Genomic DNA, 24,989 nt, shown 5'->3' with positions numbered 1-24,989 from the left:
ATGGGGGAAACGATGAACGACACTTTTACTGATGAGCAAATGCGGATGTTTTTGCTGGGGACGGCAGAACGAACCGATCTCGATCTATGGACTACAAGCGTGGCTAAGATGTCGGGGCCACGTCAAATCTTTGTCCTGATTTGGGAGCTTGAGTCTGAAGTCTGCAATGGTGGCTTCTGGCAGTATGCCTATAATGGCAGCGGCGAGGGCGCACCTTTTGTGCTTGGGGCGCTTAAGGCTATCAAGGCGAATGCAACCTTTGAAATAGTTAGCGAAGCTCTGGAAATCATTGGCAATAAACCTTGGCATGACTGGGATGCGCGCCAGGCAGCGATTGAAGCAATGGACCAGGAAATCCGCGATAAACTTGAGCCCCTTGATCAACGTTTTTTTGCTTATGAAGACAATTTGTCGGCACTTCTTTTTCAGTATATAGTTGACAATATAGGCGCTTTTCCGCCGCCCAAGTCTTGAAAATGAAAATAGCGCCAATCGTGAGACTGGCGCTTTTTTCATTTACTTACTGGGCTGGGGCTGGCTCGGTATTCGACGGCGGGGTTGTGTTGGCCGGGTTGTTGGTCGCATTATCGACCGCATTACCCACGGCAGCGGGGGCCTTTTCAATACGGGTGATGGTCCGGTCGACCGTATTGGTGTGGGTGGATTCGATTGGGCCATAGGTGGTGAAGTACCAGATGCCGCCGATCACGGCGGCCAGAATGACCAGGGCCAGGATAATCAGGCCGGCATTGCTGCTGTTATTGACCTGGGCCGGTGGTTGGGAATTGTTGATGGTTACCATGTTCGCACTCTCTTCGTTTGCGTGTCGGGGAATGACAGGGGCAAAGATAACGGCATATGTGCAAAAGCGCCGTAGGGGCCTTCACGCAGCACGGTAAGAATGGTGTCATCGAGCGGGATTATCATGGCGCCGCCCCGCAGCGGGCAAAAACGGATTGCATTCTTATGCCGCCACGAGGGCAAAAAGGCGCCGACTCATGCGAACCGGCGCTTTGGGCAGGGCTGACGTCAGTCCTTAATTGTCGCTGGCGTCCTCGCCATTATCCACTGTGCCGGAACCGGAAATCGTGGTGTCGATCTTGGCCGGCTTGGTGGCCAGATCGACATTGCCGGAGCCGGAAATATCGATCTTGGCCTGCCCGGTGGCGTGGATGGTGGCGTCGCCGGAGCCATTGACGCTGACATCTGCATCTTTCGTCTCCAGGGCCGCCAGATCGGCGCTGCCACTGCCTGATACATTGAGTTTCAGGGCCTGGGTGCGGCCGACGGCATGGACCGAGCCGGAGCCGGCGATGCTGATGTCGATCGACGGCTGGTCATAGCCGCGCAGGTCGAGATCGCCGCTGCCGGTCATCTCGAAGCGCTTGACGTTCGGCGCGGTGACGGTGATGCGCGCGCCCTGGTGGCTGGTGCGGGCCTCGAAGCCATCCTTGCCCCAGGTGAAATTGAGGCTTTCGCGGTGTTCCGGGCCATCGGCGATCGACAGGCGGCCATTATCGAGCGTGATGCGGTTGACGAGCGACTGCGGGCCGGTGACGGTGACCGAAGCGGCCGGGCCCTGCGTATAGACGACATCGGCGGGCAGATCGACGGCCAGCAGGTCGCCACCGGTCCAGGCGATGGTCTTGCTGGTGCTCGGTTCCGGCTTGCCGGCCTCGCCCTTGCCGATACGCAGGTGGTCGCCATCCTTGATCAGGCCGATATTCCAGCCCTTTGTGCCGACTTCGTTGGAGACCAGGGCGGCGGCCCCGGCCAGGCAGACCAGCGCCACCAGGAAGGCGCCGCCGGAGAAGAGAAACAGTTTGCGGATCATGAGAGCTTCTCCTTAAGCTTCGAGGGCGGGTTTGAGCACGCGATAGTGCAGGCGGGCGTACCAGACGAGACCGTTGACCAGCCAGATGGTCAGGGCCAGGGTGATGGCGCCGATCGTGGCAGCCAGGGCCATGACGCCGAAGCCGCCCAGAAGCGCCGCCGCGATCCCGCCGGGCAGGCCCATGAACGGACCGGCGGCAAAGAGCACCCCGCCGCCGATGAAGGCGCCGATGGCCGCGGCGAAAATGCCGATCAGGGTGCCGATCACACCGCCGGCCAGCGGCAGCAGGATCAGGATGTCGATGGCGCCCAGGCCCAGTATGCCGATAATGGCGGAACTGGCATTGGAGGGCGTCTTGGCCTCGTCCCAGCTCTTGACGCCGGCTTCGGCGCGGAGTTCGCGGGCCAGGCGATCCGGATCGCCCAGGGCCTCGGCCACTTCGGATTCAGCGCGGCCGGCTTCGGCGGCATCCTTGAAGTGGGCCTCGTAGTCGGCCATGATTTCCTTGAGGGTTGCAGGCGGAAGGCCCTTCAGGCCCTTACACAGCCGGTCCAGAAATTCGATACGGGTCATGGCTTAAGCCTCTTCTAAAGGAGCGGATGGGGCGGGGAGCGGCTCAAGCAGCGCATCGACGGCGCTGGCGAAGCCGCGCCATTCGTCGCGTTGGGCTTCGAGCGCGGCGCGGCCGGCATCGGTGAGCTTGTAATATTTGCGCGAGGGTCCGGCGGGCGATTCCACCAGATAGGTGGCGACCAGGCCGTCGGTCTGCATCCGCCGCATCAGCGGGTAGATCGTGCCCTCGCCCATGCCGATGGCATCGGAAAGATGGCTGGCGATCTCATAGGCGTAGCTCTCGTTACGAGCCAGCACCGCCAGCACGCACAGGCCAAGCACGCCCTTTTTCAGTTGGATATCAATGGTTTCAGGCATCTCTGTTTCCTTGGAGGCGCTGGGTGTCGCAACCGGGGAGGCGGCGGCTTAGTCATTGAATATGACAAGCTACCTTTTGATGCAAGGTATATATCATTAAATAGTAGTAAGGTTGCCTGAACCCATGCAGACAAGGCAAGGGCGCCGGAGTTATCTCCGGCGCCCTATCCGTTCAGACAGTCGACAAGGTTACGATCCGAAAACGATCGTCGTGACGCTGTAGGCCGGCAGGCTCATAGAGAAACTGTTGCCGGACACCGCGACCGTGCCCTTGTCCTGCGGTGTCGAGGTCGTACCTTCCAGTCGCCAGACATGGCCCGTGCTGTAGGCCGTGGTCTGCCACAACCGGGCATTGGTGGTGACGGCTGTGCCGCCGCGGTTGACCAGCACGATGACCGTGCGTTCGGGATGGGCGGCGTCGATGGAGGCATAGATGGCCGTATTGGCGCCATCCGTGGTGGTGGCCTTGATCGAGGTGTCGCCGAAGGCGCTGCCTGCGCCATCGAAATTGCGATACATGTCAAAGCCGCCGAAGATGAATGAATTATCGCTCAGCAGCGGCCACATATTAGCGGAATACACGCCTTCACGGCCGAATATGCCCAGAACATCGGCCTCGGCCACGCCGCCGGAAATATGATTGCCGCCGCCGTAATTATACTCGCTGAAGGACAGCTTCGTATTGGGATAGTGGGCAGCGATCTTGTCCTTCATGAGCGGGATCAGGCGGATAACGCCGCCCGCCGCCGAATACTGGCTGATCCAGCTATTCTCGACATAGGTGGAATCGTAAAGCGAGCGGGGGGCCTGGAGGCGCGCGGTCACCACGGCAGCAGAATTGTCATTATCGGTAATGCGCACGCCGGTGCTCGACTGGGCTTCGGGATACCAGTGCAGGTCCAGCACATCGAGGATGCGCTGGCTGTTGGCTGCCTCATAGCTCTTCATTTCGTCGAGATAGGTATTGATGAAGTCACGGCTGGCGGCGTCCGGCGCGCTCTGGAAATCGACATAGCCGCCCCAGCCATAGCTGGCCGGACCATAGACCAGCGCGTTCGGTGCCACCGCCTTGATCGCCTTGGCGTAGTCCTTGGTCAGTTGAAATATCTCGGCATAGGTCGCCTTGGTGCCTTCCGCCGAGGTGCTGGAACCACGCAGGCGGCGGTGGGTCGAGGCCCACAGGTCGGGCTCATTATCGAGCATGAAGCTGATGCGCGCCGTCGTGCCGGTAAAGGCGGCCGGGAACTTCGTTTTCAGGAAGGAAACGAACTCATCCTGATAGACCTTGCCGTCCGTCAGGTCAGGCGTGGTGGTGAAGGCCGCGCCCTTGGCCGGCAGCGAGACGTTGAAGCGCGTATGGATGAAATCGGTTGTCTGGTTGACATCGCCGCCGCCGTTCTTGCCGGCCGCCACATAGCCGATCATCGGCAGGCTCATGACATAGTCGCCCCCGGCATTCAGCGTGTCCTGGATCTGGGTGGTAAAGGCAGCGCCGGGCGTATTGCTGGCGCTCAGGAAGTCGTCATTCTGGTTGAAATAGTCATTGCCGGCGTTGGAGGCGTTGGTTTCCCAGTTATAGGCGGTGATGCGGTTGCCGCCGGCACGGTTGAAGGTCAGGTGGCGCAGGCGGGCATTGGTGAAGTCGCCGGAATTGGTGCCGTAAATCAGCGGCGAAATAGCCTTGCGGTCCTGGTCGCTGTGAATTTCGAAACTGACCGCAGCGGCTGCCGGGACTGAGGGCTCGATAAGTGCGCCGGACGAGGACGAACTGCTGGATGAAGAAGAACTGCTTGAAGACGAACTGGATGAACCACCGCCGCCGCCGGAACTCCCGCCCGAACCGCCGCCACCGCAGGCGGTAATGAGCAGGGTCAGTCCGAGCGCCGTGAGCGCGGGATATATCGGCTTCATGATGGTTCTTCCCGTTGTCTTTTCTGGCCGCGAACTGTGCGCGCGGTTGTATTGATGACAGCGTTATCATGAAGTTTTCAGATTGTCACACAATTCAGGCGTGAGGTGAAATCACGGCTTGTAGAAGACGAACCCCGCGCCGCAGGCGATCAGGGTGAAGCCCACCGCCGTCTGCCATTTTAACGGTTCTCCGAGATAGACGGCCGAGAAGATGACGAAGACCGTCAGGGTGATGACTTCCTGGATGGTCTTGAGCTGTGCCGCGGAAAAGGTGCCGTAGCCGATCCGGTTGGCCGGCACCTGGAAGCAGTATTCGAAAAAGGCGATGCCCCAGCTTACCAGAATGACCACCCACAGTTTTTCCATCTTGAACTTGAGGTGGCCGTACCAGGCCAGGGTCATGAACAGATTGGAGCAGATAAGCAGGCCAATGGTGGCGAAGGGGGGAGAAATTTTGAGCACGGCAAACTCCGGACGGTGAAGCGTCCTGCTTCTTAGCTGACGTGCAAAGTGTCAATAGGGATCAGGCAATATTGAAGCGCTGGGCATCTCGCAGGGCGTTATCCGCCATGGCGCGCAGGCCGGGATGTTCCGGTTTCAGGGCCGAGAGGTCGGCAAAAACCTTGTGGGCCTTGCGATACAGCGGACCGGCTTCTTCAAAGGCACCCTGCATTTCGCGCGCCTGGGCCAGGCGAGCCACCGTGATGGCCAGGGTGGAGCGGACACCGACATCATCCGGACGCAGATAGGCTTCGGTTTCATGCAGGCGGCTCAGTTCCTCGAAGGCATCACCGGCGGCTTTGGCGTCGCCGGCCTTGAGCTTGAGATCGGCATAGGGCGCCAGCAGTTCGGCGCGGATAGCCGGATCGCTGATGACGCCAAGCGCACGGGCGATGACAGCGGGCTGGCGGGCAATATCGCCGGCCATCTGGTAGCGGCGCGCCAGATAGAGATGAATGTTGGCGTCGTTCGGATCGAGTTCCGAGACATGCTCGTATGCGGCCATGGCCTTGCTGTCGTCACGGCCCATATGCAGGGCGCCGGAGACGCGCCACAGTTCGGCGGCGGCGGCATGATTACCGGCCTCGGCCAAGGCATCCGCCTGGGCGGCGAGGGCGGCGGCGGCGGCGGACAGGTCACCGGATGCGATGAGTTGGAAGGCTTTCTGGCTGGCGGGTGACTTGTCGTAATAGAGGTGCGATATCCGCGCGCTCAGTTCATCAGCGGCAATGGCGCGCGTGGAATCGGGCCAGACAGACAATGCGGTACGAGCCGCCTGGCGGATTTCGGCTTCGTCATCAAGTTGCACGGGCAGTGGTTCGGGCGTGGGCGCCGGCACGACATCGGGGACGATTTCGGCAGCGGGCGCGGCAATGGTTTCGGCCACGGCCTCGACGGGATGAATCATCGCTTCCGGTTGCGGTTCGCTTTGCGGCGCGAACCGCATGGCCGAACTGATCACGGCGTTGATATCGCCTTGCGGGGCATGGGTAACGACATCCGGCGTTTCGGCCAGCAGGGCGGCTGCCAGCGGATCATGTTCGGCTTCGACCGGCAAGACTATATCCGGGCGGATCGGCACGATTTCGGCCGTGGGCGTATGAATGTGCAGGCCGTGCGTCTCGGAAAGGGCGGCTGTGGCGTCAAAGGCAGGGACTTCGCCGGGGGGCTGGAGTGGGGGCTGGAGTGGGGTTTGGGTAGGGGCTTCGATGGCTGCTTCGACAGGCGCTTCCGGCATCCGCGTCATGAAGCTGTCGGAGGCGTTATCGGAAAAGGCGCCGTGATCGCTGAAAATGGCCGGTTCGAGCGACTGGACCTCCAGGGACGGTGCAGCGGCAACGGTTTCCAGATGATCCCCGGACAGGCCAAGGGTGGCCACATTCTGCGCATTGAAGCGCAGATTGCCCCGGCTCTCACTATTCCGGCCTTCACTGGCACGCGTGGCAGTCTGGAGATCGACGGCGGGTGCGGCGGCCAGTTCGATTTCGGCCGGCATGGCCTTAGGGTGCGTCTTGCGCGCCGGACGGGCCGCACTGAAAAGGTTGATCACCAGGCCGATGACGCCGATCAGCAGCACGACCACGCCAACGGCCAGGGCACCGGCCCAGGTGGCGGTGCCGCGCGCCCAGATGATCCAGTCTTCCGGGAAGGGGGTGCGCACGGGCGCCTGGCCCTTGTAAAGCGCGAAAGCCGCCAGGGCGACAGCCAGCGCGATCAGCACGAAAAAACCCGCCGGACTGCTCCGGCGCGTCCCGCTTACGGCACCCATTGTCGGATTCGAACTGCTCATACGGCCCCCGCAACGCTTATCTTCATAAAACATTAACCCCAGCTTTGGCTTTATGGCAAAGGTAAATTCCAAAACCTGTGCCAAAAGGCGAATTAAGCGGCCTTTCGCGGCAGTCTTGCAACTTTCTGGCCATAGAGCTTCGGCGGGCTTGCACGAGTCAGTCGTTGCGGATACAAGCGAACATATGAAGAACGTTGTGCGCATATTGGGGCTTGATCCGGGACTGAGACGTCTCGGCTGGGGGCTGATCGATGTCGAGGGCGCGCGGCTCTCGTGGGTGGCGCATGGCGTCATAGAGCCGCCGACCGGTCTTGACCTGTCGGTGCGCCTGCTGCACCTGTTTGAGGGGCTGGGGGCGGTCATTGCCGAATGGACGCCGGACGAAGCCGCCATCGAGGAAACCTTCGTCAATATGAACCCGTCATCGACCCTGAAACTGGGCCATGCCCGTGCCGCCGCCATGCTGGCCCCGGCAAAGGCCGGGATGCCGGTGGCGGAATATGCCGCGCTCGACATCAAGAAATCGGTGGTGGGGGCCGGCAAGGCCGACAAGGACCAGGTGCTTTTCATGGTAAAGCGCCTGCTGCCCAAGGCGGACGCGACCATGAAAGCGGATGCGGCCGATGCCCTGGCCTGCGCCATTACTCACGCGCACAAGCGCAAGGTGAATAATCTGAAGAGGATGCTCGCGTGATCGGTCGTCTGCGCGGTCTGCTGCTGGAAACCACCGACGAGGAGGCGCTGATCGAATGCGCCGGCGTCGGCTATATCGTGCGCTGCGGCGTGCGGACGATCGCCGCCCTGCCGGAGATCGGCACGGAGGTGATCGTGCATATCGACAGCCAGACGCGCGAGGACGGCACGCGGCTATATGGTTTCCTCAACAAGGATGAGCGCAAGGCGTTCGAAGCCTTGCAAAGCGTGCAGGGCGTGGGGCCGAAGGCGGCCCTGGCCGTGCTCGATGTGCTGACCCCGCCGCAACTGGTCCAGGCGGTGGCACACGAGGACAAGACGGCCGTGGCGCGCGCCTCCGGCGTGGGGCCGAAGCTGGCACAGCGTATAGTTATCGAGCTGAAGGGCAAGGTGCTGACCAATGCCGAATTCGGTCCGGTCATTCAGGCACCGGCAGGTGTAACGGTTAAAGCCACCGTCAATGGCGAGGCGGTGGCGGGACTGATGGGGCTGGGCGTCTCCGAACAGAACGCGCGGCTGGCGGTGGAAACAGCTTTGGTGCAACTCGGTGCTGATGCCGAACTGCCGGCCGTGATCCGCGCCGCCTTGAAGGCTTGGGGAAATGAGTAGGGTGAGTAATCGTCTGCAGGATATTTCAAGCGCCCGACCGGGCGCCGCGCCTGATGGCGCGCCCCATCGGAGCGATGCGCGAAGCGCATCTGGCGTGAGATATTAAGATGGCTAGATTAATCTCCGGCGAATCCGACAACGATTACGAAGAGCGCGCGCAGGACCGCGCCCTGCGGCCGCAGACCTTTGACGATTTCGTCGGCCAGGCGCCGCTGAAGGCCAATCTAAAGGTTTTCGTGGCTGCGGCGGCGCAGCGTAAGGAAGCGCTCGATCATGTGTTGTTTTACGGGCCACCGGGCCTGGGAAAGACCACTCTGGCGCAGATTGTGGCGCGGGAACTGGGGGTTGGTTTCCGTGCGACCTCCGGGCCGGTGCTGGCCAAGGCAGGGGATCTGGCGGCCATCCTGTCCAATCTGGAGCCGAACGATGTCCTGTTTATTGACGAAATCCACCGGCTTAATCCGGCGGTCGAGGAAATCCTCTATCCGGCGATGGAAGACTATGTGCTCGACCTGATCATCGGTGACGGGCCGGCGGCGCGCACGGTGCGTATCGACCTGGCGCCCTTTACCCTGGTGGGCGCGACGACGCGGGCCGGCCTGCTCTCCACCCCCTTGCGCGACCGCTTCGGCATTCCGCTGCGCCTGGAATTCTACACGCCGGAAGAACTGGTGCGCGTGGTCATGGGCGCCGGACGCAAGATGGGCGCGCCGCTATCCGAAGACGGTGCGCTGGAGATCGCCTCGCGCTCGCGCGGCACGCCGCGCGTGGCCGGGCGTCTGCTGCGGCGGGTGCGCGATTTCGCCCATGCCGAAGGGGCGGAGATCATCGATAAAAAGGCGGCGTCCAAGGCGCTGGCACGGCTGGAGGTCGATCCTGTGGGGCTCGACCATTCCGACCGCCGCTATCTTAAGGCGCTGATTGAAAACTATGGCGGCGGGCCGGTGGGGCTGGAAACGCTGTCAGCCGCCATTGCCGAGGCGCGAGATGCGGTGGAGGACATGATCGAGCCCTATCTGCTCCAGCAGGGCTTTATCCAGCGCACCCAGCGCGGACGGACGGCCTGCGCACGTGCCTACCTGCACCTGGGGCTGACGCCGCCGGCCTCACCCCCCATTGCGCCGGACCTGTTCGACGGTTAATAACAAGCACCTCAACCGCGGAACGTAACCTTAACGCGCATGGCCTCGTATAATATCAGTGAATGGCAGGCTTTGATGCGCCGGGCGCAGGCCGGTGATGCCGCGGCATATCGCGTGCTGCTGGAAGCCCTGAGACCCTGGCTGGTGGCCTATTTCCGGCGGCGCCTGATGGGCAGCGATGGTGAAGATTTAGTACAGATGACGCTTTTAAGTTTGCATGAGAAACGCCATACCTACGATCCCGGATCGCCTTTCCTGCCGTGGATCTCGGCGGTGGCGCGTCACAAACTGATCGACTTTGTCCGCAAGAGCGGCCGTCATGTCCATGTCGAACTGAACGAGGAACTGGGCCTGGAAGACGGGATGCAGCCCGACCTGGCGGCGCGCGACGTGGCGGTTCTGCTGGCGCAGTTGCCGAAGGACCAGGCGCGGATCATCAAGCTGCACAAGCTGGATGGCCTGAGCGTCGAGGAGGTGGCGGGGCAGACCGGCAAGAGCGCTTCGGCGGTCAAGGTCACCGTCCATCGCGGGCTGAAAAAGCTGCAATCGCTCGTGGGTATAAAGGGAGGCGTCAATGAGTGACCTTATTGACAGCCTGACCGATGGCCTGAAGCCGGTAAAGCCGTTGCGCAGCCGGCCTCTGTGGCTTGGGGTTCTGGCCGGTCTGGTGATAGCCGTGCTTTACATCTGGTTCCTGTACGGGCCGCGCCCGGAACTGGTGGCGCTGATGGACGGCGAGTGGCCGCGCAGCCATATGCCGGTCGTCAAACCCCTGATGTTCCTGGCGCTCGGTATCAGCGCCCTTCTGGGGGCGTCCGGCCTGGTCCGTCCGGAAGGACGGCCGAAACTGCGCTACCTGCTTCCGGTGCTGATCATCGGCGCGATCGTGTTTGGCGCCCTGCTGTTTGAGTTTCAGCGCGATGGCTGGGACAGCACCATGGCCAATCTAAGTGATGGCGTATTGATCTGCTACATGACCATCCTGTGCGGGGGCATGGCGGGGCTGATCGTGTTGTGGCGCCTGTGGCTCCGGCGCTCGGCGACCTCGCATCCTGTGAGCCTCGGTGCCTTGAGCGGTCTGGCGACGGCCTCGCTGATGGCGGCGGCTTATGCCCTGCATTGCCAGGGAGATGCGCCGGTCTATCTGCTGCTGGTCTACGGTATGGCCGTGGCGATCCTTACCGGGATTGCGGCCCTGCTGGGGGGGAAACTGCTGCGCTGGTAGTTACTGGGCATATAGCCATGCCAGAATAGCTATGAAGATGCAGGTTACCCCCACAAACGTCAGGAGTATTGACATCAGTAATCTTCCCATGTCAGCCCGTCTTCATCAGAGCTTCGCGGATCGGCAGGAAGCGGTCGTTGAACGGCAGAATGCCAGCACCACGGGCGGCCGCATCGACGGCCAGATCGGCACGCATCACCGGCGGCAGGGTTTTGATGCGGCCCTTAAAGGCGGCGAATTTACGGTTCAGGCGGATGCAAAGCTGTTCGATATAGGCCGCGGGCAGGCGGCCGCCGATAAAATGGGCTTCCGGATTGATGGCGCAGCTCATGACCAGGAAGGGCTCGAACAGCTTGTCGGCGGCGCGGTCGAGCCAGGCGTCCACGCGGGCCTGCGCGGAGGCGCCTAAAGATTCCAGGTCTTCGGGCGTGGAGGCGTTGATGCCGGCCTTGCGCAGGTAATCGTAAAGCGAATAGAGCGAGACCATGTCTTCCAGGGTTTGCGGCTGGCCGTTTTCATCGGTCACGGGCAGGAAACCGATCTCGCCCGAACGTCCATCGGCGCCGCGATAATAGTGTCCGTCTATCACCAGTCCGCCGCCGAGACCGGCGCTGATAATGGTGTAAATGAAGCTGCGATGCCTGAGGCCATGGCCGAACTGCATTTCACCGATAGACGCGGCGGCGGCGTCATTCTCGACATAGACCGGCACCGGGAGTACTTCGGCGAACAGGGCAGCGACATCGATTTCCGACCAGATGTGGTAGGCGTCGGGGCGATTGGCCACGGGCACGCGGCCGAGATCGTCAGGTATGCCGATGCCAATTCCGATCAGGCGGGACATATCGATGGCCTTGTCGGCCACGATCCTGTCGACCTCGGTCTTGAAGAAGGCGACGACCTCATCGGGCATGGCGAAGTGAACTTCACGGCAGACGCGGGCGCGCACATTGCCGACGAAATCGAGTGCTACGATGGCAATATGGTCGCGGTCGATATTGAGGCCGATGGAGAAGGCGCCATCCGGATTGACCACCAGCTTGGTGGCCGGCTGGCCGCGCCCGCCCAACTGGCGACCGGCTTTCAGGATCATGCCGTCATTGAGCAGGCGCTTGGTGATATTGGCGATGGCAGGCGCGGTGAGGCCGGTCAGTTCGGTGATATCGGCGCGGGTGATCGGCCCCCCGGCAGCGCGTATGGCCTGAAGGGTGACCCGCTGATTGTGATCGCCGGCGCGCTCTAAATTGGTGCCGGAAAGTGAATCGCCGAGCGCGTGTCCCCTGGGCTCCGGCCGGCCCTTGCCCACCTGTTCATCCCCGCCCCTTTGATCCGCACCCATAAGCAACCCCTCCGGGGGTAAGTATTAGCGTCTTCCCCGCGCTGATATTCCGCTAAGGGCTTGTTTTTATCGCGCCTTGACCGACGCTTGATTTAGTCGCCCCCGCGGTCATTTGCTCAACCGGCAGGCGTTCTGATTCACTTTTAGTCTATAAGGCTTATCGTTTGAAATTGTAAGATCAATCTTGTGCCCGGACGTTGCGGTTTCTGTCAGGGCACGAAGGATTCACTGAACGCCAGAGGCTCGGTGGAGCGGTCCTTTTCGCTCGTCAAATTATGGCGGTGATCTTTTCACATACGCCTTGGTCACGTCAGGACGCGCGGCCGGCAAAACGGCTAATCCTTGAAATAGGACTCATAAATCGCTTCGTCGACCAGGTTGAGATTGGCCTGGAAGATATCGATGAACTCGTGCAGGCCGGCGGAGATAATATGGCTGGTGTCGGAATTGTGGATTGTCTGGCACAGGGTCGCCATTTCAAGGGCCGCCTTGATGTCTCCGTTCCTGTTAGTCCGGGGCCTCAGCGCCGCCTCAGTATTCTCAGGCAAAGCCATGCCCCATATACATCTACAGGGCTTGTCTAGCGAAAATGTAAGTACTATTTTAAAGCCGCGCGGTGCTGATCACGGCAGCAACGACTGGGTAAGACTGAATGTCACGTCGACGTTTTCGTTGTTCAGCGGCGTGGTGAGGTGCATTTCCTCACGACATTCACCCAGGGTTACGAAGCCGTTGCCTATGCTGGCGGAAAAGTTGCAAATCAGGTGGTCGTCATAAGTGCTTTGCGCGGCAATTTCGACAACCCTGGCCTGAATTTGCTCCGGCTCGCCCTCAGTCATCGTATGCAGTGGATATAACAAATCGGCCAGATAATGCTTGATGGCATCGGCCTTCGCCTCCGCGACGGGCGTGATCGACATTCTGTATTTTGCGCGGTCGGTGGCTTCATCCCAAGCATCTAAAGTGACGGTGATATCGGCGGAGAAGGCTTCGCCAGTCAGCGACGACATAATGATATCGCGGCGGGTGGACGCAGACCCGATTACATGCGGATGGAGATAAAGTTCGGCCATCAGGTATTCGGGCATCAGGGTTTCCGCTAGCAGGTACTGTGGTGTATGCTTGGGGTCGGGGTTTGCGGCCTCTTCCTCATCACCTATGACGGCCATGTCTTCGCCCAAGGTGGCGACCGTCAGTGCGCGTGAACGGCTCTGGATGTCTGTCCAATTATCCAGGGTCTGCGGTTTTAGGCGGGTGTCGGTTCCGTAGTCGAGATCGTTCGTGATCACGGCCTGGTCGTGACGGATTTTCGCCAGGTCTGCAAAGGTAGTATCGAGTGGGGTAATTTCGTTATAGCTTAGAGTCCGGCGTGATATACTGAAGCCGCCATCCCGCACCTTCAGCGCGTAACTGAAAGACGCCTTGAGGTTCAGGGTAACCGGCAAGGGCGCATCCGGCAAGATATCGGCGCCATTCCGATGCGTGACAAAATCCTGTTGCCATTTGGCGCCATCAGGCAGACGGACCATAAGCGTGTGTGGCGTAATATCTGCCGCGCTGGCAGACGAAGCGGAAAAAACAGCCAGCAGGCCGATACAGATGATGCGCATGAGATTCCCCCCATTACGGGAGTAACACATTCATTTAGACCTTGAAATAGCTCTCATAGATCGCTTCGTCGACCAGATTGAGATTGGCCTGGAAGATATCGATGAACTCGTGCAGGCCGGCGGAGATAATATGGCTGGTGTCGGAGGTGTGGATCGTCCGACACAGGGTCGCCATTTCACGGGCCGCCTTGCTGTCACCGTTCCCGTTCGTCAGCGTCTTCAGCGCCGCCTCGGCGTTTTCCAGGCAGAACTGCACCGAGCGCGGGAAGGCTTTCGAGAACAGCAGGAACTGGGTGACGTCCCTATAGTTGATGGTGTGGAACTGTTGGCGGTACATTTCCAGCGCATTGACCGATTTCAGCACCGCGCCCCACTGGACGGCATCATAGGCACTGTCCTTCCACACATCGTTATGCGGCAGCAGCAGGAAGTACTTCACATCGAGCAGGCGGGCCGTCTTGTCGGCGCGTTCCAGCATCTGGCCCATGTGGGCGAATTGCCAGCCCTGTTCGCGGCTCATGGTGTTGTGCATCAGGCCGGTAAACAGGTGTCCCGACTGGCGGATTTCGCGGTAATAGTCCTGAAGATCGGCCACTGAGCGCTTGCGGCTCTGGCTCTGGGTCAGGTGATAGATTTCGTTGATCTTTTCCCACATCTCAACCGGAATGACCTCTCGTACCGTGCGGGCGTTTTCACGGGCGCGGAAGATGGATTGCAATATGGAGTTGGGGTTCTTCTGGTCGAAGGTCATGAACCTGACCACTGCCCGTTCGTCGGCCTGGCTGTAGCGCTGGTTGAAGTCCTCGTCATCGCCGGAGGTGGCGATTAGCGGATACCACTGCGCCGTGTTTTGATCGAGGGCGAGGTCCAGCATCAGGTGCGTGTTGACGTCGATGAAGCGGGCGACGCAATCGGCGCGTTCGAGATAGCGGGCCATCCAGTAGATGGAGTTGGCGACACGGCTCAGCATGGCAGAAGGCTCCGGGCAATTTCGCCTCCCCCATTCATGGGGGAGGTGGCGCGCGCGAAGCGCGTGACGGAAGGGGCTGTTCCGCGGAAGGAAGCCCCGCCCACCATCGCAAGCGATGGTCCCCATGGCTGGCGAAAGCTATACTTTCGCTTACGCCAAACCCCATGAATGGGGAGGGCGAAGTTGGACACTGTTCTCATTGTCCAGCCTCCTCTTCCAGCACCCACGTATCTTTCGAGCCGCCACCCTGGCTGGAATTGACCACCAGAGAGCCTTTCTTGAGGGCCACGCGGGTCAGGCCGCCGGGCAGGGTAAATATCTCTTCGCCATATAGCGAATAGGGGCGGAAATCGACGTGTCGGCCTTCGATGCTGTTACCGATCAAGGTGGGGGCACGGGAAAGCGACAGGGTCGGCTGGGCGATATAGTCGCGCGGTTTGGCCTTGATCAGGGCGGCGAATTCCTTCTGCTCGGCCCTGGTAGATTTGGGGCCGATCAACATGCCGTAGCCGCCGGAGAGATTGACCGCCTTGACCACCAGCTTGTCGAGATTGGCCAGCACGTATGCGCGTTCCTTGTCGTCTTCGCAGATATAGGTTGGCACATTGTGCGAGATCGCTTCTTCGCCGAGATAGTATTTGATGATCTTCGGCACATAGGCATAGATCGCCTTGTCGTCGGCAATGCCAGTGCCAGGTGCATTGGCGAGCGCCACATTGCCCTTGCGGTACGCATTCATGATGCCGGGCACACCGAGCAGCGATTCTTTGCGGAAAATCTGCGGGTCAATGAACTCGTCATCGATGCGGCGATAGATGACATCGACCTGTTTCAGGCCTTCGGTGGTGCGCATGTAGACGATATCGTCCTCGACCACGAGATCGGAGCCCTGCGCCAGCGGCACGCCCATCTGCTGCGCCAGGTAGGCGTGCTCGAAATAGGCCGAGTTATATATGCCGGGCGTCAGCACGATGATGTTGGGATCATCCTTCCCGTGCGGCGCGATATGCTTCAGCGTCTTGTAGAGATGATCGCCGTAATCCGACACCGGCCGGATTTTCAGAGTATGGAAAGCTGCCGGCAGGATGCGCTTCAGCACGGCGCGGTTTTCCAGCACATAAGAAATGCCTGACGGGCAGCGCAGATTGTCTTCCAGCACATAGAACTCGCCGTCGCCATCGCGCACGAAGTCCGTGCCGGAAATATGCGTCCAGACGCCTTTGGGCGGCTTCAGGCCCTCGCAGGGCTTGAGATAGCAGGCCGATGAGAAGATCAGTTCGGCCGGGATGACCTTGTCCTTCAGGATCTTCTGATCGTTGTATATATCCTGGATGAACAGATTCAACGCCGTGATGCGCTGGGCGATGCCGCGTTCCAGCTTCGCCCAGTCGGCGCCGGAAACCATGCGCGGGATGATGTCGAAGGGCAGAATCTTCTCGGTGCCCTTCTTGTCGCCATAGACATTGAAGGTGTTGCCGGACTGATAAAGGATATCCTCGGCTAGTTTCTGCCGCCGTTTCAGTTCGGCGCGACTGAGCGTGTCCAGTTGCGCCACCAGCGGGCGGGCGCCCGGATGGGCCACGCCGTTATCGGCAAAAAGCTCGTCATAGAAGCCATCGGTCTTATAGGTTTCCAGCGCCACGTTCTAATCCGGTAATATAATCGCCTCAGGACCAGATACGCGGGCATGAGGCAGGGTGCTTACTCTTTGCCTTGTCGCGCTTTTTAATCCCAAAAGTGCGTCACACTTTTGGGAAAGCGCTTATCCAAAAACCTCATTCATCGTGACCTGGACCCGCAGGGTTTCCTTACCACCACCTCGGTAGATCGTGCCCGCCGTGGGGGTGGCATCCAGGTAGTTTCGGCCGCAGGCGACGCGGATATGATCCTGCGTCACCAATATGCCGTTAGTAGGGTCGAAGCCGCGCCAGCCGAGATAGGGGATATAGATTTCCACCCAGGCGTGGCTGGCGTCGGACTGCATCTTGTTTTCGTAGTCGGCGCCGGTGAAGACGTAGCCGACCCGGTAGCGGGCCGGAATACCGAGCAGGCGCGCCAGGCAGATGAACAGGTTGGCGAAATCCTGGCAGACGCCTTCGCGCGAGGCATAGACATCGAACGGCGTCGTCTTCAGCGAGGTCGAGCCCGGCACATAACGGAAGTCGCGGTAGATGGTCTGGTTGATATCGTTAAGCGTATCCATCAGGTGGCGACCGTTACGCTCTGCGAAGCTCATGGCATAGACCAGCAGTTCGGAAATCTGGGTTTCCGGCAGTTCGGGCGAGCGCAGATAGGGCTCCATCATCACCTGCTGCCACGGCATCAGCGACAGCGGAATGAAGTGCTGGCGCTTTTCAGGCGACAGGTCGTCCGCAGCGCGGCCATAGATCTTGACCAGCGAACGGCAGGAAATGGTCAACTTCTTGTACGGCTTGATGATGCTGTAATGGATGGTCTGGTTGCCGAAGACATCCTCGAAACGCATATCCTCGCCCTCGGCGGAGATGCTGAGGGTGGAATTGACCACCTCCTGGAGCGCGTCCTCCATCGGCATCAGGCGGAAGCTGTGGGTCGAGTGCTCGACCTCCTGCTCGTAGGTATATTCGGTCGAATGGATGACGTCATAAAGCCGGTAGGTGAGGGGCGAGCCATCCGGCGCATGGGTCAGGGAGCGCGCATTGAGGATGTTGTGCTGCACCGACTTCATCTGCTGCAGCGATTGCAGGATGGAGAGCTGCTGCGCCTGGGCCTGCTGGTCGGCGAACAGGTTGGGCTGGATCGTGCGCGCGCCCTGCAGGTGGCCTTCCTGTTCATGCACCGGCTGCTGTGCCGGTTGCGTCTTGCTGTCCTTCTTATTGGTCCAGACCAGGGCGCCGCGGCGGGCGATGATCAGTTGTCCCTTCTGCATCGGCTTCCATTCGCCTTCGCGGAAAGGCGAGGAGCAGAAGACCAGGCCGGTGCGGAAGGTATCGCGTGGATTATTGAGCGCGAAGGAGGCCGAGTCCGAATGATAACCGCGCTCGCCATGCGGCGGTGTCAGGCGGCCGTAATACAGATGACTTTCCGACTGGGAGCCGTAGAAGGCGGCCACACTGGTGCCGTCGGAGATCACCATGTCGGCGCTGCCCATATCGTCCAGCTGCAGGAACCAGCTCAGCAGCACCTGATGATCGACATCGGCAAGCGTCCGGGCGCCATAGTCCTGCACCTTGCCGAGCAGGAAGCAGAAGGCCAGTTCCGAATCCGTGCGGCCCATGGGTTCGAGGAAGATCGACTTGTTGAAATGCAGTTTCTGCATGGCGGTCTTGTCGAGATCGCCATTGTGCATGAACACCCAGTCCTGGCCGGCAAAGCTGCGCGAAAAAGGCTGAGTCTCCAGATGGGTGTAGCCGGAAGCGGCGCCGCGCACCTTGCAGAAGAAGACGGTGGAGCGGAAGCTGTCCCAGTCGTGCATAGCGCCATGCAGGGACTTGGTATCGCGTGCCGACGGATCCTTCGCCACGATGGCGGCCTTGGTATCTCCCGGATACCAGGTCAGGCCCCAGCCCAGTGTGTGCTCGCCCTTCACGCCCGCCTTGCGGAACTTGAGGTCGATCGCCGGCGAACTCAAACCGTCGAAACTGAAAGCCAGGATGTCACTCGAAATCGCGCTCAAAGAAATTGCTTCCCATGCTGCCCCAGTGAAAAAGCGTCTTTTTCACGTATTGTTGCATTGCAACTAGACTTTTTTAATTTGCGGCTGTCTAGTCCCTAAAGACTTGTAGATGACACTTTTTTTGCGATTCCGTAACCGGGTTGTTACGGCATCACCGGAAGGATTCGATGAGTATTCTGGCTGCGCTGCATCATGTTTCGGATTATCGCTATGATCGTCCGATCAGTCTGGGGCCCCAGGTCATCCGTCTCCGCCCGGCACCGCATACACGGGCGCATGTCCAGTCATATGCGCTGAAGGTCGAGCCGGCCAACCACTTCATCAACTGGCAGCAGGATCCTTTCGGTAACTGGCTGGCGCGCATCGTCTTTCCGGAAAAGACCTCAAGCTTCAAGGTGACGGTCGATCTCGTGCTGGAGATCAAGGTCTTCAATCCGTTCGATTTCTTCCTTGAGGATTCGGCGACGAAATTCCCTTTCACATATGATGACGCGCTGAAGGACGAACTGGCGCCCTATCTGGAGATCAAGGACCGCGATCCGGTGCTGATGGACTATGTGGCATCGATTTCCGATGAACCGATGGGCACGGTCGATTTTCTGGTCTCATTCAACCAGAAGCTCAATGCCGACCTGAACTACACCCTGCGTATGGAGGCCGGCGTGCAGACGCCGACCGAGACGCTCAATCTCCTGCAGGGCTCCTGCCGTGACATGGCTTGGCTGGCCTGCCAGGTGCTGCGTCACAAGGGGTTGGCGACGCGGTTTGTCTCCGGCTATTCGATCCAGCTCAAGGCGGATGTGGAGTCGCTCGATGGGCCGTCGGGTGTTTCGGAAGACGTGACCGACCTGCACGCCTGGTATGAGGTCTATCTGCCGGGTGCCGGCTGGATCGGGCTTGACGCCACCTCCGGCATGTTCACCGGCGAGGGGCATATCCCGCTGTGCTGCGCCCCGAACCCGACCTCGGCGGCGCCAATCAGTGGCGCGCACGAACAGGCGGAATCGACCTTCGCGCACGAGATGAGCGTGACGCGCATCTATGAGAGCCGTCGCGTGACACGGCCCTATTCAGAAGCCGAATGGGTCGATATCGACGCGCTGGGCGATAAGGTTGATGAAAAGCTTGTGGCGCAGGATGTGCGCCTGACCATGGGCGGCGAACCGACCTTTGTGTCGCTCGACGATCGCTTAGGCGATGAGTGGCACTTCTCGGCGCTGTCCGACACCAAGAAGAAGCTGGGCTACGATCTGTTCCAGCGGCTGTCCGCCCGCTTCGCCAATGGCGCCCTGGCGCAGCACGCGCAGGGCAAATGGTATCCGGGCGAAATCCTGCCGCGCTGGGCGATGAACATGTACTGGTGTCAGGATGGTCAGCCGATCTGGCTGGATCAGTCATTATTGGCCGATCCGGAAGTGAAGGGTGATGCGAAAGCCGACCTGGCGGGCGCATTCCTGCGCCATCTGGCCAGTGCCCTGGGCGTCGGCGCGGATTATGTGCTGCCTGCCTATGAGGATATTCCCTATCTGCTGTGGAAAGAGCAGCGTATCCCTCTGGAAGGCGAAATGCTCAAGGCGGATGTGTTTGAAGCCGCTGAGCGCAAGCGTCTGCAAGCGAAACTGGATGAGAATGTCGGCAAGCCCACGGGCTATGTCCTGCCGTTGGCCTTTTCAGCCAAGAGCAATGGCTGGATGAGCAATGCCTGGAAGTTCCGCACTGAGAAGATGATGCTTATTCCGGGTGATTCCCCCGTGGGCCTGCGCCTGCCTTTGGGGGCGCTGCCGTTTGTCGATCAGGCTCTGGTGGATGAACATCTGTTTCCGCCACGTTCGCCCTTTGCCGAGACGGAAGCACTGGCTGATGCTCAAAAGGCGGTGGATGCCTATGAAGCCGTTCTTTCTTCTCCTCCCCTGCAAAGCGGGGGAGGGGGACCACGAAGTGGTGGAGGGGGCGTGTCGCACAAAGAGGCCCCCTCCGGCGCGACTTCGCGCGCCACCTCCCCCGCACGCTTCGCTACAGGGGAGGAGGGAGTTAACGGCCTGATCCGATCGGCCATCTGCGCCGAGGTGCGCAACGGCACTCTGTTCCTCTTCCTGCCGCCGCTTTCCTATATCGAGCATTACCTCGACCTGACCCACGCCATTGAGGCCGTGGCGTCATGGCTGAAAACCCCGGTGGTGATCGAAGGCTATTCGCCGCCGCGCGATCATCGCTTGGAGTCGATGTCGGTCACGCCCGATCCCGGCGTGATCGAGGTCAATATCCAGCCGGCGAAATCGTGGCCGGAGCTGAAATCGATCATCACCACGGTCTACGAAGAAGCGACACAATCGCGCCTCGTCGCCGACAAGTTCATGATCGACGGCAAGCGCGTCGGCACCGGCGGTGGCAACCATATCGTCATGGGCGCTTCAAAGCCGGAAGACTCGCCGTTCCTGCGTCGGCCGGACGTACTGGCCTCGATGATACGCTTCTGGCAGAACCATCCCTCGCTCAGCTATCTGTTCTCCGGCCTCTATATCGGGCCGACCTCGCAGGCGCCGCGCATAGACGAGGCGCGCCACGAGAGCCTCTACGAACTGGAAATCGCGCTCAAATCTATTCCGATTAGTGGCGATGTATCGCCCTGGCTGGTCGATCGCCTGCTGCGTAACCTGCTGGTCGACCTGACCGGCAATACCCACCGCGCCGAGTTCTGCATCGACAAGCTTTATTCGCCGGACAGCGACCGCGGCCGTCTGGGGTTGTTAGAGATGCGCGGCTTCGAGATGTCGCCGCATCCGCAGATGAACCTGATCCAGGCCCTGTTGATCCGGGCTTTGGTCGCCGCCTTCTGGCAAAAGCCCTACACCGCGCCGCTGGTGCGCTGGGGCACGCAACTGCATGATCGTTTCATGCTGGGCCACTATGTCCATGAAGACATGATGGAGGTGCTGGGGTACTTACACGGCAGCGGTTTCAATTTCTCGCCGGACTGGTTCATTCCGTTCTTCGATTTTCGTTTTCCTACGGTCGGCACCGTGCAGATCGGCGATGTGACCCTGGAGTTGAAAAATGCCCTCGAACCCTGGCCGGTGATGGGTGAAGAGCAGAGCGGTGGCGGCACCTCGCGCGGGGTGGACTCTTCAGTTGAGCGCATGGAAATCCGGCTTAAGGGCGCGGTCTCCTCGCAACATGTCGTCACCTGCAATGGCCTGCGCCTGCCGCTTTCGGCCACGCGAGACGGCAATATCCAGGTGGCGGGCATCCGTTATAAAGCATGGAATCCGTGGTCGAGCCTGCATCCTAATCTGCCGGTTAATACACCGCTGAAGTTCGACGTGCTGGATGCGCGTTTGCAACGGTCACTCGGCGGCTGCAAATACCATGTCATGCACCCCGGCGGGCGCAATTACGATACCCTGCCGCTGAACGAGAATGAAGCGGAGGGCCGCCGCCTGTCGCGCTTCGAGGCCCCGACCCATACGGCCGGCAAGGTAAAAATCCCGCCGCTGGTCATTAATCCGGACTATCCGCATACGCTTGATCTGAGGTGGAAACCCTAGCCCCGATTTGTCAGGGGGTGGGCAGCTTTAAAGGTGATCCACAGATTACGCAGATTACACAGATTTTTCAGAGCTTTATTGGCTGGTTGTCCGGGCGGGGTATTGCCAGCAGAATGATGGTGCTTCGCACCGGAAATTTATCCACAAGGCACAGAAAAATCTGTGTAATCTGTGGATTCCTTCCTGAAGCCTGGGCCTGCGTTTAAGCCGGTTCCCAGGTTTGCAGCCGCGCCTGTACCTCGCGCAGGTGTTTGGGCGACCAGTTTTCCGAGACCCGGCGCAGCTTGTCGCGGGCGGTGTCGCGGCCCTTGCGCACGGCCTGGGAGTACCAGAAATAGGCGTTCTCGCGGCTGTGGGTTTCGCCCGCACTGCCGAAATAGCTGTCGCCGACGCGCTCCAGCGCTTCGGTATCGCCTTTCAGCGCCGCCTGACGGTAAAGCTGCGCGGCCCTGACCGGTTCCGGTTTGCCCTTGAAGCCCAGCAGATAGAGATCGCCCAGGTGTTTCATGGCGCCGGCATGACCGCCTTGCGCCGCGGCTTCGAAATAGTCTGCCGCCCGGTCGAGATCAGCCGGGATACCCATGCCGTAGCGATACTGGTAGCCGGCATAGAACAGGGCGTCGATATTGCCTTCCTCTGCCTGCCGGACATGCAGCTTCCATGCCTTGTTATAGGCGCGGTCGGCCAGATCAGCGAAGCCGTGGCCCTTGTGATGACGGTTATGGATTTCCGCCATCTTGAGCCAGGCATAGCCGTTGTCGTTGCACGCGTCGCGGCGGTAAATATCGAGGGCCCGATGCAGGAACTGACGCGCCCGTCCGGGATCGTGCCAGGCGCCGCCCGTGCCTTTTTCGAGCATGTCGGCGCAATCGAGGCACGCCTTGGCGTTGCCTTTGCGCGCCTTGCGCCACGCCAGCAGGTAAGGCGTGGGTTTGCGGGAAAATTGCAGCCGTTCAAGCCACAGGTCGCGGATCGCCAGCCCAAGGGTCACGACCAGCACAAGCACCAATCCGGCGTAGAAAAGCGTCGGATTGATACCGTCAAACAGACCGTGGCTGAAGGGATCGGACATGCGGCAGGCTAGACACGCCGTGCGGTAAATTTCGATGGATTTGACGTCAGGCTAATATAAGAAAGCCCTAAGCGACCGGCGGTCTCAGTTTTGCCGCAAGGCGACGGTTTAGTGTCGGGATTGACATATTTGGGAGGGTGATATGCGTAAAATCTTACTTATGACCGTTGTGGCGGGCCTGGCCCTGGCGGGTACTGCTTCTGCCCAGGCGGTGGTGCCGCAGGCTTCGCCCTATGACCGCGCGCCGTGGTGGATGAAGGAAAGTGTCATCACCCAGACGGGTTATGTCTTTACCGAAATCCCCGCCAATCGCGCCAGTTTTTCCGCCACCTTCCTGACTGTGGCCGATACGGCCGAAAAGGCGCAGAACCTGGCCATTGCCCAGACGAAGGGCCTCAATCAGGCGCTCGACAAGCTCGGCAAGGACAAGGTGCGGATCAGCACCAGTTTCTTCATGCGCGCGCTTTATGAGCAGTACCGCGACAAGAACGGCAACCGCATCGAGGATCAGCGCGGCGACAAGATCGAAAAGTATCAGGTGTCTCTGAATCTTTCGGTCGAGGTGCGCGATACCGCCCTGCTGGAACGGGCCTATGCCCTGGTGCTGGCGGCGGCGCCGACCTCATCGACCCCGATCAATTTCAATCTCCAGCCGGATAATGAGACCAATACCTGGCTCTATACCGAGGCGGTGAAGGACGCCCATACGCGTGCCCTGCAATCGGCGGTGGCAGCAGGCGGTAAGCTGGGCGGCATCAAGGTGATCGACCCCACCGGCCGGGCGTGTGAGACGGATATCCTGGCGCGAGGTGCAGATAATTATAGCGATGACACTGAGGCAAATTATGCGCCACCAGTTATTCAGGCGCGCATGACGGCACCTCCCCCACCGCCGGCGCCGTTGGCTATGGCAAATTATGAAGCTGGCTCCGCCGAATATCTCGAAGCCAAGGCTTTGCAAAATCCGTTTATCCAGACGCCGCCGCTGCAACGGCTGGAGGCGAAAGCCTGCGTGGTCTACGGCTTGAACTGATCCTCGACATCCCGGCCTCGCAAGACGTGGCCGGGATTTTTCTGTTGCCTCGTTCCGCGCTTCAATATTATATGATAAATATTATAATAATTTGGGAGCCGAACCATGATCCGTTTACCTGCCATTGCCGGCCTTTCCGTCCTGGCCCTTGTTCTGGCGGGGGCACCTTTTCTGGCTGAGTCGGCGCCGCCGGCGACTTACACCAATCCGCTTCTGCCTTCCGGCCCCGATCCCTGGGTGACGCGTGACGGCGATACCTATTATTACATGCACACCCTGGGCAATCGCCTGGCCATCTGGAAGACGAAAAACCTAGCCGATCTGGCTCATGCGCCGGAAACTATCGTCTGGACGCCCCCCAGGACCGGTCCGAACGCGCAATCGATCTGGGCGCCGGAACTGCATCGCATCAACGACAAATGGTACATATATTACAGCGCCGCGGCCGCCGGTCATGACGATGACGCCCATCGCGGTGTCTTCGTGCTGGAAAATGCGTCCGCCGACCCGACCACCGGCGCATGGATCGATAAGGGGCAAATCAATACCGCCCATACCGGCATAGACGGCACCACTTTTGAATATAACGGCCAGCGCTATTTCGTCTATTCGCCCTATGTCGGGCCGGACAGTGTGCTCAATATCGCCCACATGGCCAATCCGTGGACGCTCGATAGCGCAGAGACGACTCTGGCGCATCCAGGCCTGCCCTGGGAGCGCCAGGGCGGACGGCAGATTCTGGAGGGCCCGGAATTTCTCAAGGGGCCGAACGGTGACCTGTTCCTGACCTATTCGGCCAGCGCCTGCTGGTCGGATGACTATGCGCTGGGCCTCCTCAGCGCACCGGCTGGCAGCAATCCGCTGGATGCCGGGGCCTGGACAAAATCGCCTAAGCCGGTTCTGGCCAAGTCGGTCGAAAGCAGTGTCTATGCCACGGGCCATAACGGCTTCTTCACCTCGCCGGATGGCCGGACGAACTGGATCATCTATCACGCCAATTCCGGTCCGGACATGAAGTGTACGCCGGCGCGCGCACCGCATATCCAGCCCTTTACCTTCGGCGCCGATGGCAAACCGGTTTTCGGCGCGCCGGTGAAGGAGGGCGTGGCTTTGCCGGCACCGGAATAAGCG

General features: G+C 60.3%; 23 protein-coding genes. 9 read left to right on the top strand and 14 right to left on the bottom strand.

Annotated elements, in window-relative coordinates; all coding sequences use genetic code 11:
- The first annotated feature begins 12 nt into the window (after positions 1–12).
- The gene (locus tag ACTHND_RS01695) at positions 13–474 is read left to right on the top strand and encodes a DMP19 family protein (protein WP_440175535.1); all 462 of its coding nucleotides are present in this window, start codon (positions 13–15) and stop codon (positions 472–474) included.
- 46 nt (positions 475–520) lie between these two features.
- Here ACTHND_RS01695 and ACTHND_RS01690 read toward each other — a convergent pair whose 3' ends face one another.
- The 7 genes from ACTHND_RS01690 to ACTHND_RS01660 form a co-directional block, all read right to left on the bottom strand.
- Positions 521–802 (bottom strand): hypothetical protein, encoded by a 282-nt coding sequence (locus ACTHND_RS01690; protein WP_440175534.1) that lies wholly within the window; start codon positions 800–802, stop codon positions 521–523.
- Between the two features lie 234 nt (positions 803–1,036).
- Positions 1,037–1,834, bottom strand: a complete 798-nt coding sequence (locus ACTHND_RS01685) for a GIN domain-containing protein (RefSeq protein ID WP_440175533.1) — start codon at positions 1,832–1,834, stop codon at positions 1,037–1,039.
- Positions 1,835–1,846: 12 nt separating this feature from the next.
- On the bottom strand, positions 1,847–2,407 hold the full coding sequence (locus ACTHND_RS01680) for a DUF1700 domain-containing protein (RefSeq protein ID WP_090645556.1): 561 nt from the start codon (positions 2,405–2,407) through the stop codon (positions 1,847–1,849).
- A 3-nt stretch (positions 2,408–2,410) separates the two neighbouring features.
- Entirely contained in the window at positions 2,411–2,764 is a 354-nt protein-coding gene (locus ACTHND_RS01675; protein WP_440175532.1) for a PadR family transcriptional regulator, read from the bottom strand.
- Positions 2,765–2,953: 189 nt separating this feature from the next.
- On the bottom strand, positions 2,954–4,675 hold the full coding sequence (locus tag ACTHND_RS01670) for a glycoside hydrolase family 44 protein (RefSeq protein ID WP_440175531.1): 1,722 nt from the start codon (positions 4,673–4,675) through the stop codon (positions 2,954–2,956).
- 111 nt (positions 4,676–4,786) lie between these two features.
- A complete protein-coding gene (locus tag ACTHND_RS01665; protein WP_440175530.1) occupies positions 4,787–5,137 on the bottom strand; it encodes a DMT family protein in 351 nt (116 codons plus the stop codon).
- 61 nt (positions 5,138–5,198) lie between these two features.
- Complete coding sequence (locus tag ACTHND_RS01660) at positions 5,199–6,965, bottom strand: hypothetical protein (protein ID WP_440175529.1); 1,767 nt, start codon at positions 6,963–6,965, stop codon at positions 5,199–5,201.
- A gap of 184 nt (positions 6,966–7,149) precedes the next feature.
- Here ACTHND_RS01660 and ruvC point away from each other — a divergent pair, with 184 nt between their 5' ends.
- The 5 genes from ruvC to ACTHND_RS01635 all read left to right on the top strand — a co-directional run bounded on the left by ruvC (position 7,150) and on the right by ACTHND_RS01635 (position 10,634).
- The gene (gene ruvC / locus ACTHND_RS01655; RefSeq protein WP_440175528.1) at positions 7,150–7,659 is read left to right on the top strand and encodes a crossover junction endodeoxyribonuclease RuvC; all 510 of its coding nucleotides are present in this window, start codon (positions 7,150–7,152) and stop codon (positions 7,657–7,659) included.
- The gene (gene ruvA, locus ACTHND_RS01650; protein WP_440175527.1) at positions 7,656–8,267 is read left to right on the top strand and encodes a Holliday junction branch migration protein RuvA; all 612 of its coding nucleotides are present in this window, start codon (positions 7,656–7,658) and stop codon (positions 8,265–8,267) included. Before ruvC ends, ruvA begins: the two co-directional genes overlap by 4 nt.
- Before the next feature lie 107 nt (positions 8,268–8,374).
- Positions 8,375–9,409 carry a Holliday junction branch migration DNA helicase RuvB gene (gene ruvB / locus ACTHND_RS01645; RefSeq protein ID WP_440175526.1) on the top strand — a complete coding sequence of 345 codons (1,035 nt, stop codon included), beginning with the start codon at positions 8,375–8,377 and terminating at the stop codon, positions 9,407–9,409.
- A 39-nt stretch (positions 9,410–9,448) separates the two neighbouring features.
- On the top strand, positions 9,449–9,991 hold the full coding sequence (locus ACTHND_RS01640; protein ID WP_440175525.1) for a sigma-70 family RNA polymerase sigma factor: 543 nt from the start codon (positions 9,449–9,451) through the stop codon (positions 9,989–9,991).
- Positions 9,984–10,634 carry an NrsF family protein gene (locus ACTHND_RS01635; protein WP_440175524.1) on the top strand — a complete coding sequence of 217 codons (651 nt, stop codon included), beginning with the start codon at positions 9,984–9,986 and terminating at the stop codon, positions 10,632–10,634. Before ACTHND_RS01640 ends, ACTHND_RS01635 begins: the two co-directional genes overlap by 8 nt.
- A gap of 91 nt (positions 10,635–10,725) precedes the next feature.
- Here the strand turns inward: ACTHND_RS01635 and ACTHND_RS01630 are convergent, their stop codons facing one another.
- The 6 genes from ACTHND_RS01630 to ACTHND_RS01605 all read right to left on the bottom strand — a co-directional run bounded on the left by ACTHND_RS01630 (position 10,726) and on the right by ACTHND_RS01605 (position 18,208).
- The gene (locus tag ACTHND_RS01630) at positions 10,726–11,973 is read right to left on the bottom strand and encodes an ROK family protein (protein ID WP_440175523.1); all 1,248 of its coding nucleotides are present in this window, start codon (positions 11,971–11,973) and stop codon (positions 10,726–10,728) included.
- Between the two features lie 335 nt (positions 11,974–12,308).
- Complete coding sequence (locus ACTHND_RS01625) at positions 12,309–12,527, bottom strand: alpha-E domain-containing protein (protein WP_440175522.1); 219 nt, start codon at positions 12,525–12,527, stop codon at positions 12,309–12,311.
- 69 nt (positions 12,528–12,596) lie between these two features.
- Entirely contained in the window at positions 12,597–13,583 is a 987-nt protein-coding gene (locus tag ACTHND_RS01620; RefSeq protein WP_440175521.1) for a hypothetical protein, read from the bottom strand.
- A gap of 34 nt (positions 13,584–13,617) precedes the next feature.
- A complete protein-coding gene (locus tag ACTHND_RS01615; RefSeq protein ID WP_440175520.1) occupies positions 13,618–14,553 on the bottom strand; it encodes an alpha-E domain-containing protein in 936 nt (311 codons plus the stop codon).
- A 196-nt stretch (positions 14,554–14,749) separates the two neighbouring features.
- Positions 14,750–16,195, bottom strand: a complete 1,446-nt coding sequence (locus ACTHND_RS01610; protein WP_440175519.1) for a circularly permuted type 2 ATP-grasp protein — start codon at positions 16,193–16,195, stop codon at positions 14,750–14,752.
- Between the two features lie 120 nt (positions 16,196–16,315).
- Positions 16,316–18,208, bottom strand: coding sequence for a class II glutamine amidotransferase (locus ACTHND_RS01605; RefSeq protein WP_440175518.1), 1,893 nt, complete (start codon positions 18,206–18,208; stop codon positions 16,316–16,318).
- A gap of 167 nt (positions 18,209–18,375) precedes the next feature.
- On the opposite strand from ACTHND_RS01605, the gene ACTHND_RS01600 reads away from it, so the two are divergent.
- Positions 18,376–21,753 carry a DUF2126 domain-containing protein gene (locus ACTHND_RS01600; RefSeq protein ID WP_440175517.1) on the top strand — a complete coding sequence of 1,126 codons (3,378 nt, stop codon included), beginning with the start codon at positions 18,376–18,378 and terminating at the stop codon, positions 21,751–21,753.
- Positions 21,754–21,955: 202 nt separating this feature from the next.
- Here the strand turns inward: ACTHND_RS01600 and ACTHND_RS01595 are convergent, their stop codons facing one another.
- On the bottom strand, positions 21,956–22,825 hold the full coding sequence (locus ACTHND_RS01595) for a tetratricopeptide repeat protein (RefSeq protein ID WP_440175516.1): 870 nt from the start codon (positions 22,823–22,825) through the stop codon (positions 21,956–21,958).
- A 142-nt stretch (positions 22,826–22,967) separates the two neighbouring features.
- Here ACTHND_RS01595 and ACTHND_RS01590 point away from each other — a divergent pair, with 142 nt between their 5' ends.
- Positions 22,968–23,858 (top strand): SIMPL domain-containing protein, encoded by an 891-nt coding sequence (locus ACTHND_RS01590; RefSeq protein ID WP_440175515.1) that lies wholly within the window; start codon positions 22,968–22,970, stop codon positions 23,856–23,858.
- Between the two features lie 105 nt (positions 23,859–23,963).
- The gene (locus ACTHND_RS01585; RefSeq protein ID WP_440175514.1) at positions 23,964–24,986 is read left to right on the top strand and encodes a glycoside hydrolase family 43 protein; all 1,023 of its coding nucleotides are present in this window, start codon (positions 23,964–23,966) and stop codon (positions 24,984–24,986) included.
- The last annotated feature ends 3 nt before the right edge of the window (positions 24,987–24,989 follow it).

The organism is Asticcacaulis sp., assembly GCF_051954415.1.
In the GTDB taxonomy this organism is placed as follows: domain Bacteria; phylum Pseudomonadota; class Alphaproteobacteria; order Caulobacterales; family Caulobacteraceae; genus Asticcacaulis.
Note: the sequence above shows the minus strand (reverse complement) of the source record. Positions and strands in the feature narration are given on the sequence as shown.

What these genes read in the sequence shown, in the direction of transcription:
- ACTHND_RS01695 (WP_440175535.1), top strand. Translation starts at nt 13, where the DNA reads ATGAACGACACTTTTACTGATGAGCAAATGCGGATGTTTTTGCTGGGG.
- ACTHND_RS01690 (WP_440175534.1), bottom strand. Translation starts at nt 802, where the DNA reads ATGGTAACCATCAACAATTCCCAACCACCGGCCCAGGTCAATAACAGC.
- ACTHND_RS01685 (WP_440175533.1), bottom strand. Translation starts at nt 1,834, where the DNA reads ATGATCCGCAAACTGTTTCTCTTCTCCGGCGGCGCCTTCCTGGTGGCG.
- ACTHND_RS01680 (WP_090645556.1), bottom strand. Translation starts at nt 2,407, where the DNA reads ATGACCCGTATCGAATTTCTGGACCGGCTGTGTAAGGGCCTGAAGGGC.
- ACTHND_RS01675 (WP_440175532.1), bottom strand. Translation starts at nt 2,764, where the DNA reads ATGCCTGAAACCATTGATATCCAACTGAAAAAGGGCGTGCTTGGCCTG.
- ACTHND_RS01670 (WP_440175531.1), bottom strand. Translation starts at nt 4,675, where the DNA reads ATGAAGCCGATATATCCCGCGCTCACGGCGCTCGGACTGACCCTGCTC.
- ACTHND_RS01660 (WP_440175529.1), bottom strand. Translation starts at nt 6,965, where the DNA reads ATGAGCAGTTCGAATCCGACAATGGGTGCCGTAAGCGGGACGCGCCGG.
- ruvC (WP_440175528.1), top strand. Translation starts at nt 7,150, where the DNA reads ATGAAGAACGTTGTGCGCATATTGGGGCTTGATCCGGGACTGAGACGT.
- ruvB (WP_440175526.1), top strand. Translation starts at nt 8,375, where the DNA reads ATGGCTAGATTAATCTCCGGCGAATCCGACAACGATTACGAAGAGCGC.
- ACTHND_RS01640 (WP_440175525.1), top strand. Translation starts at nt 9,449, where the DNA reads ATGGCCTCGTATAATATCAGTGAATGGCAGGCTTTGATGCGCCGGGCG.
- ACTHND_RS01635 (WP_440175524.1), top strand. Translation starts at nt 9,984, where the DNA reads ATGAGTGACCTTATTGACAGCCTGACCGATGGCCTGAAGCCGGTAAAG.
- ACTHND_RS01630 (WP_440175523.1), bottom strand. Translation starts at nt 11,973, where the DNA reads ATGGGTGCGGATCAAAGGGGCGGGGATGAACAGGTGGGCAAGGGCCGG.
- ACTHND_RS01625 (WP_440175522.1), bottom strand. Translation starts at nt 12,527, where the DNA reads ATGGCTTTGCCTGAGAATACTGAGGCGGCGCTGAGGCCCCGGACTAAC.
- ACTHND_RS01620 (WP_440175521.1), bottom strand. Translation starts at nt 13,583, where the DNA reads ATGCGCATCATCTGTATCGGCCTGCTGGCTGTTTTTTCCGCTTCGTCT.
- ACTHND_RS01615 (WP_440175520.1), bottom strand. Translation starts at nt 14,553, where the DNA reads ATGCTGAGCCGTGTCGCCAACTCCATCTACTGGATGGCCCGCTATCTC.
- ACTHND_RS01600 (WP_440175517.1), top strand. Translation starts at nt 18,376, where the DNA reads ATGAGTATTCTGGCTGCGCTGCATCATGTTTCGGATTATCGCTATGAT.
- ACTHND_RS01595 (WP_440175516.1), bottom strand. Translation starts at nt 22,825, where the DNA reads ATGTCCGATCCCTTCAGCCACGGTCTGTTTGACGGTATCAATCCGACG.
- ACTHND_RS01590 (WP_440175515.1), top strand. Translation starts at nt 22,968, where the DNA reads ATGCGTAAAATCTTACTTATGACCGTTGTGGCGGGCCTGGCCCTGGCG.
- ACTHND_RS01585 (WP_440175514.1), top strand. Translation starts at nt 23,964, where the DNA reads ATGATCCGTTTACCTGCCATTGCCGGCCTTTCCGTCCTGGCCCTTGTT.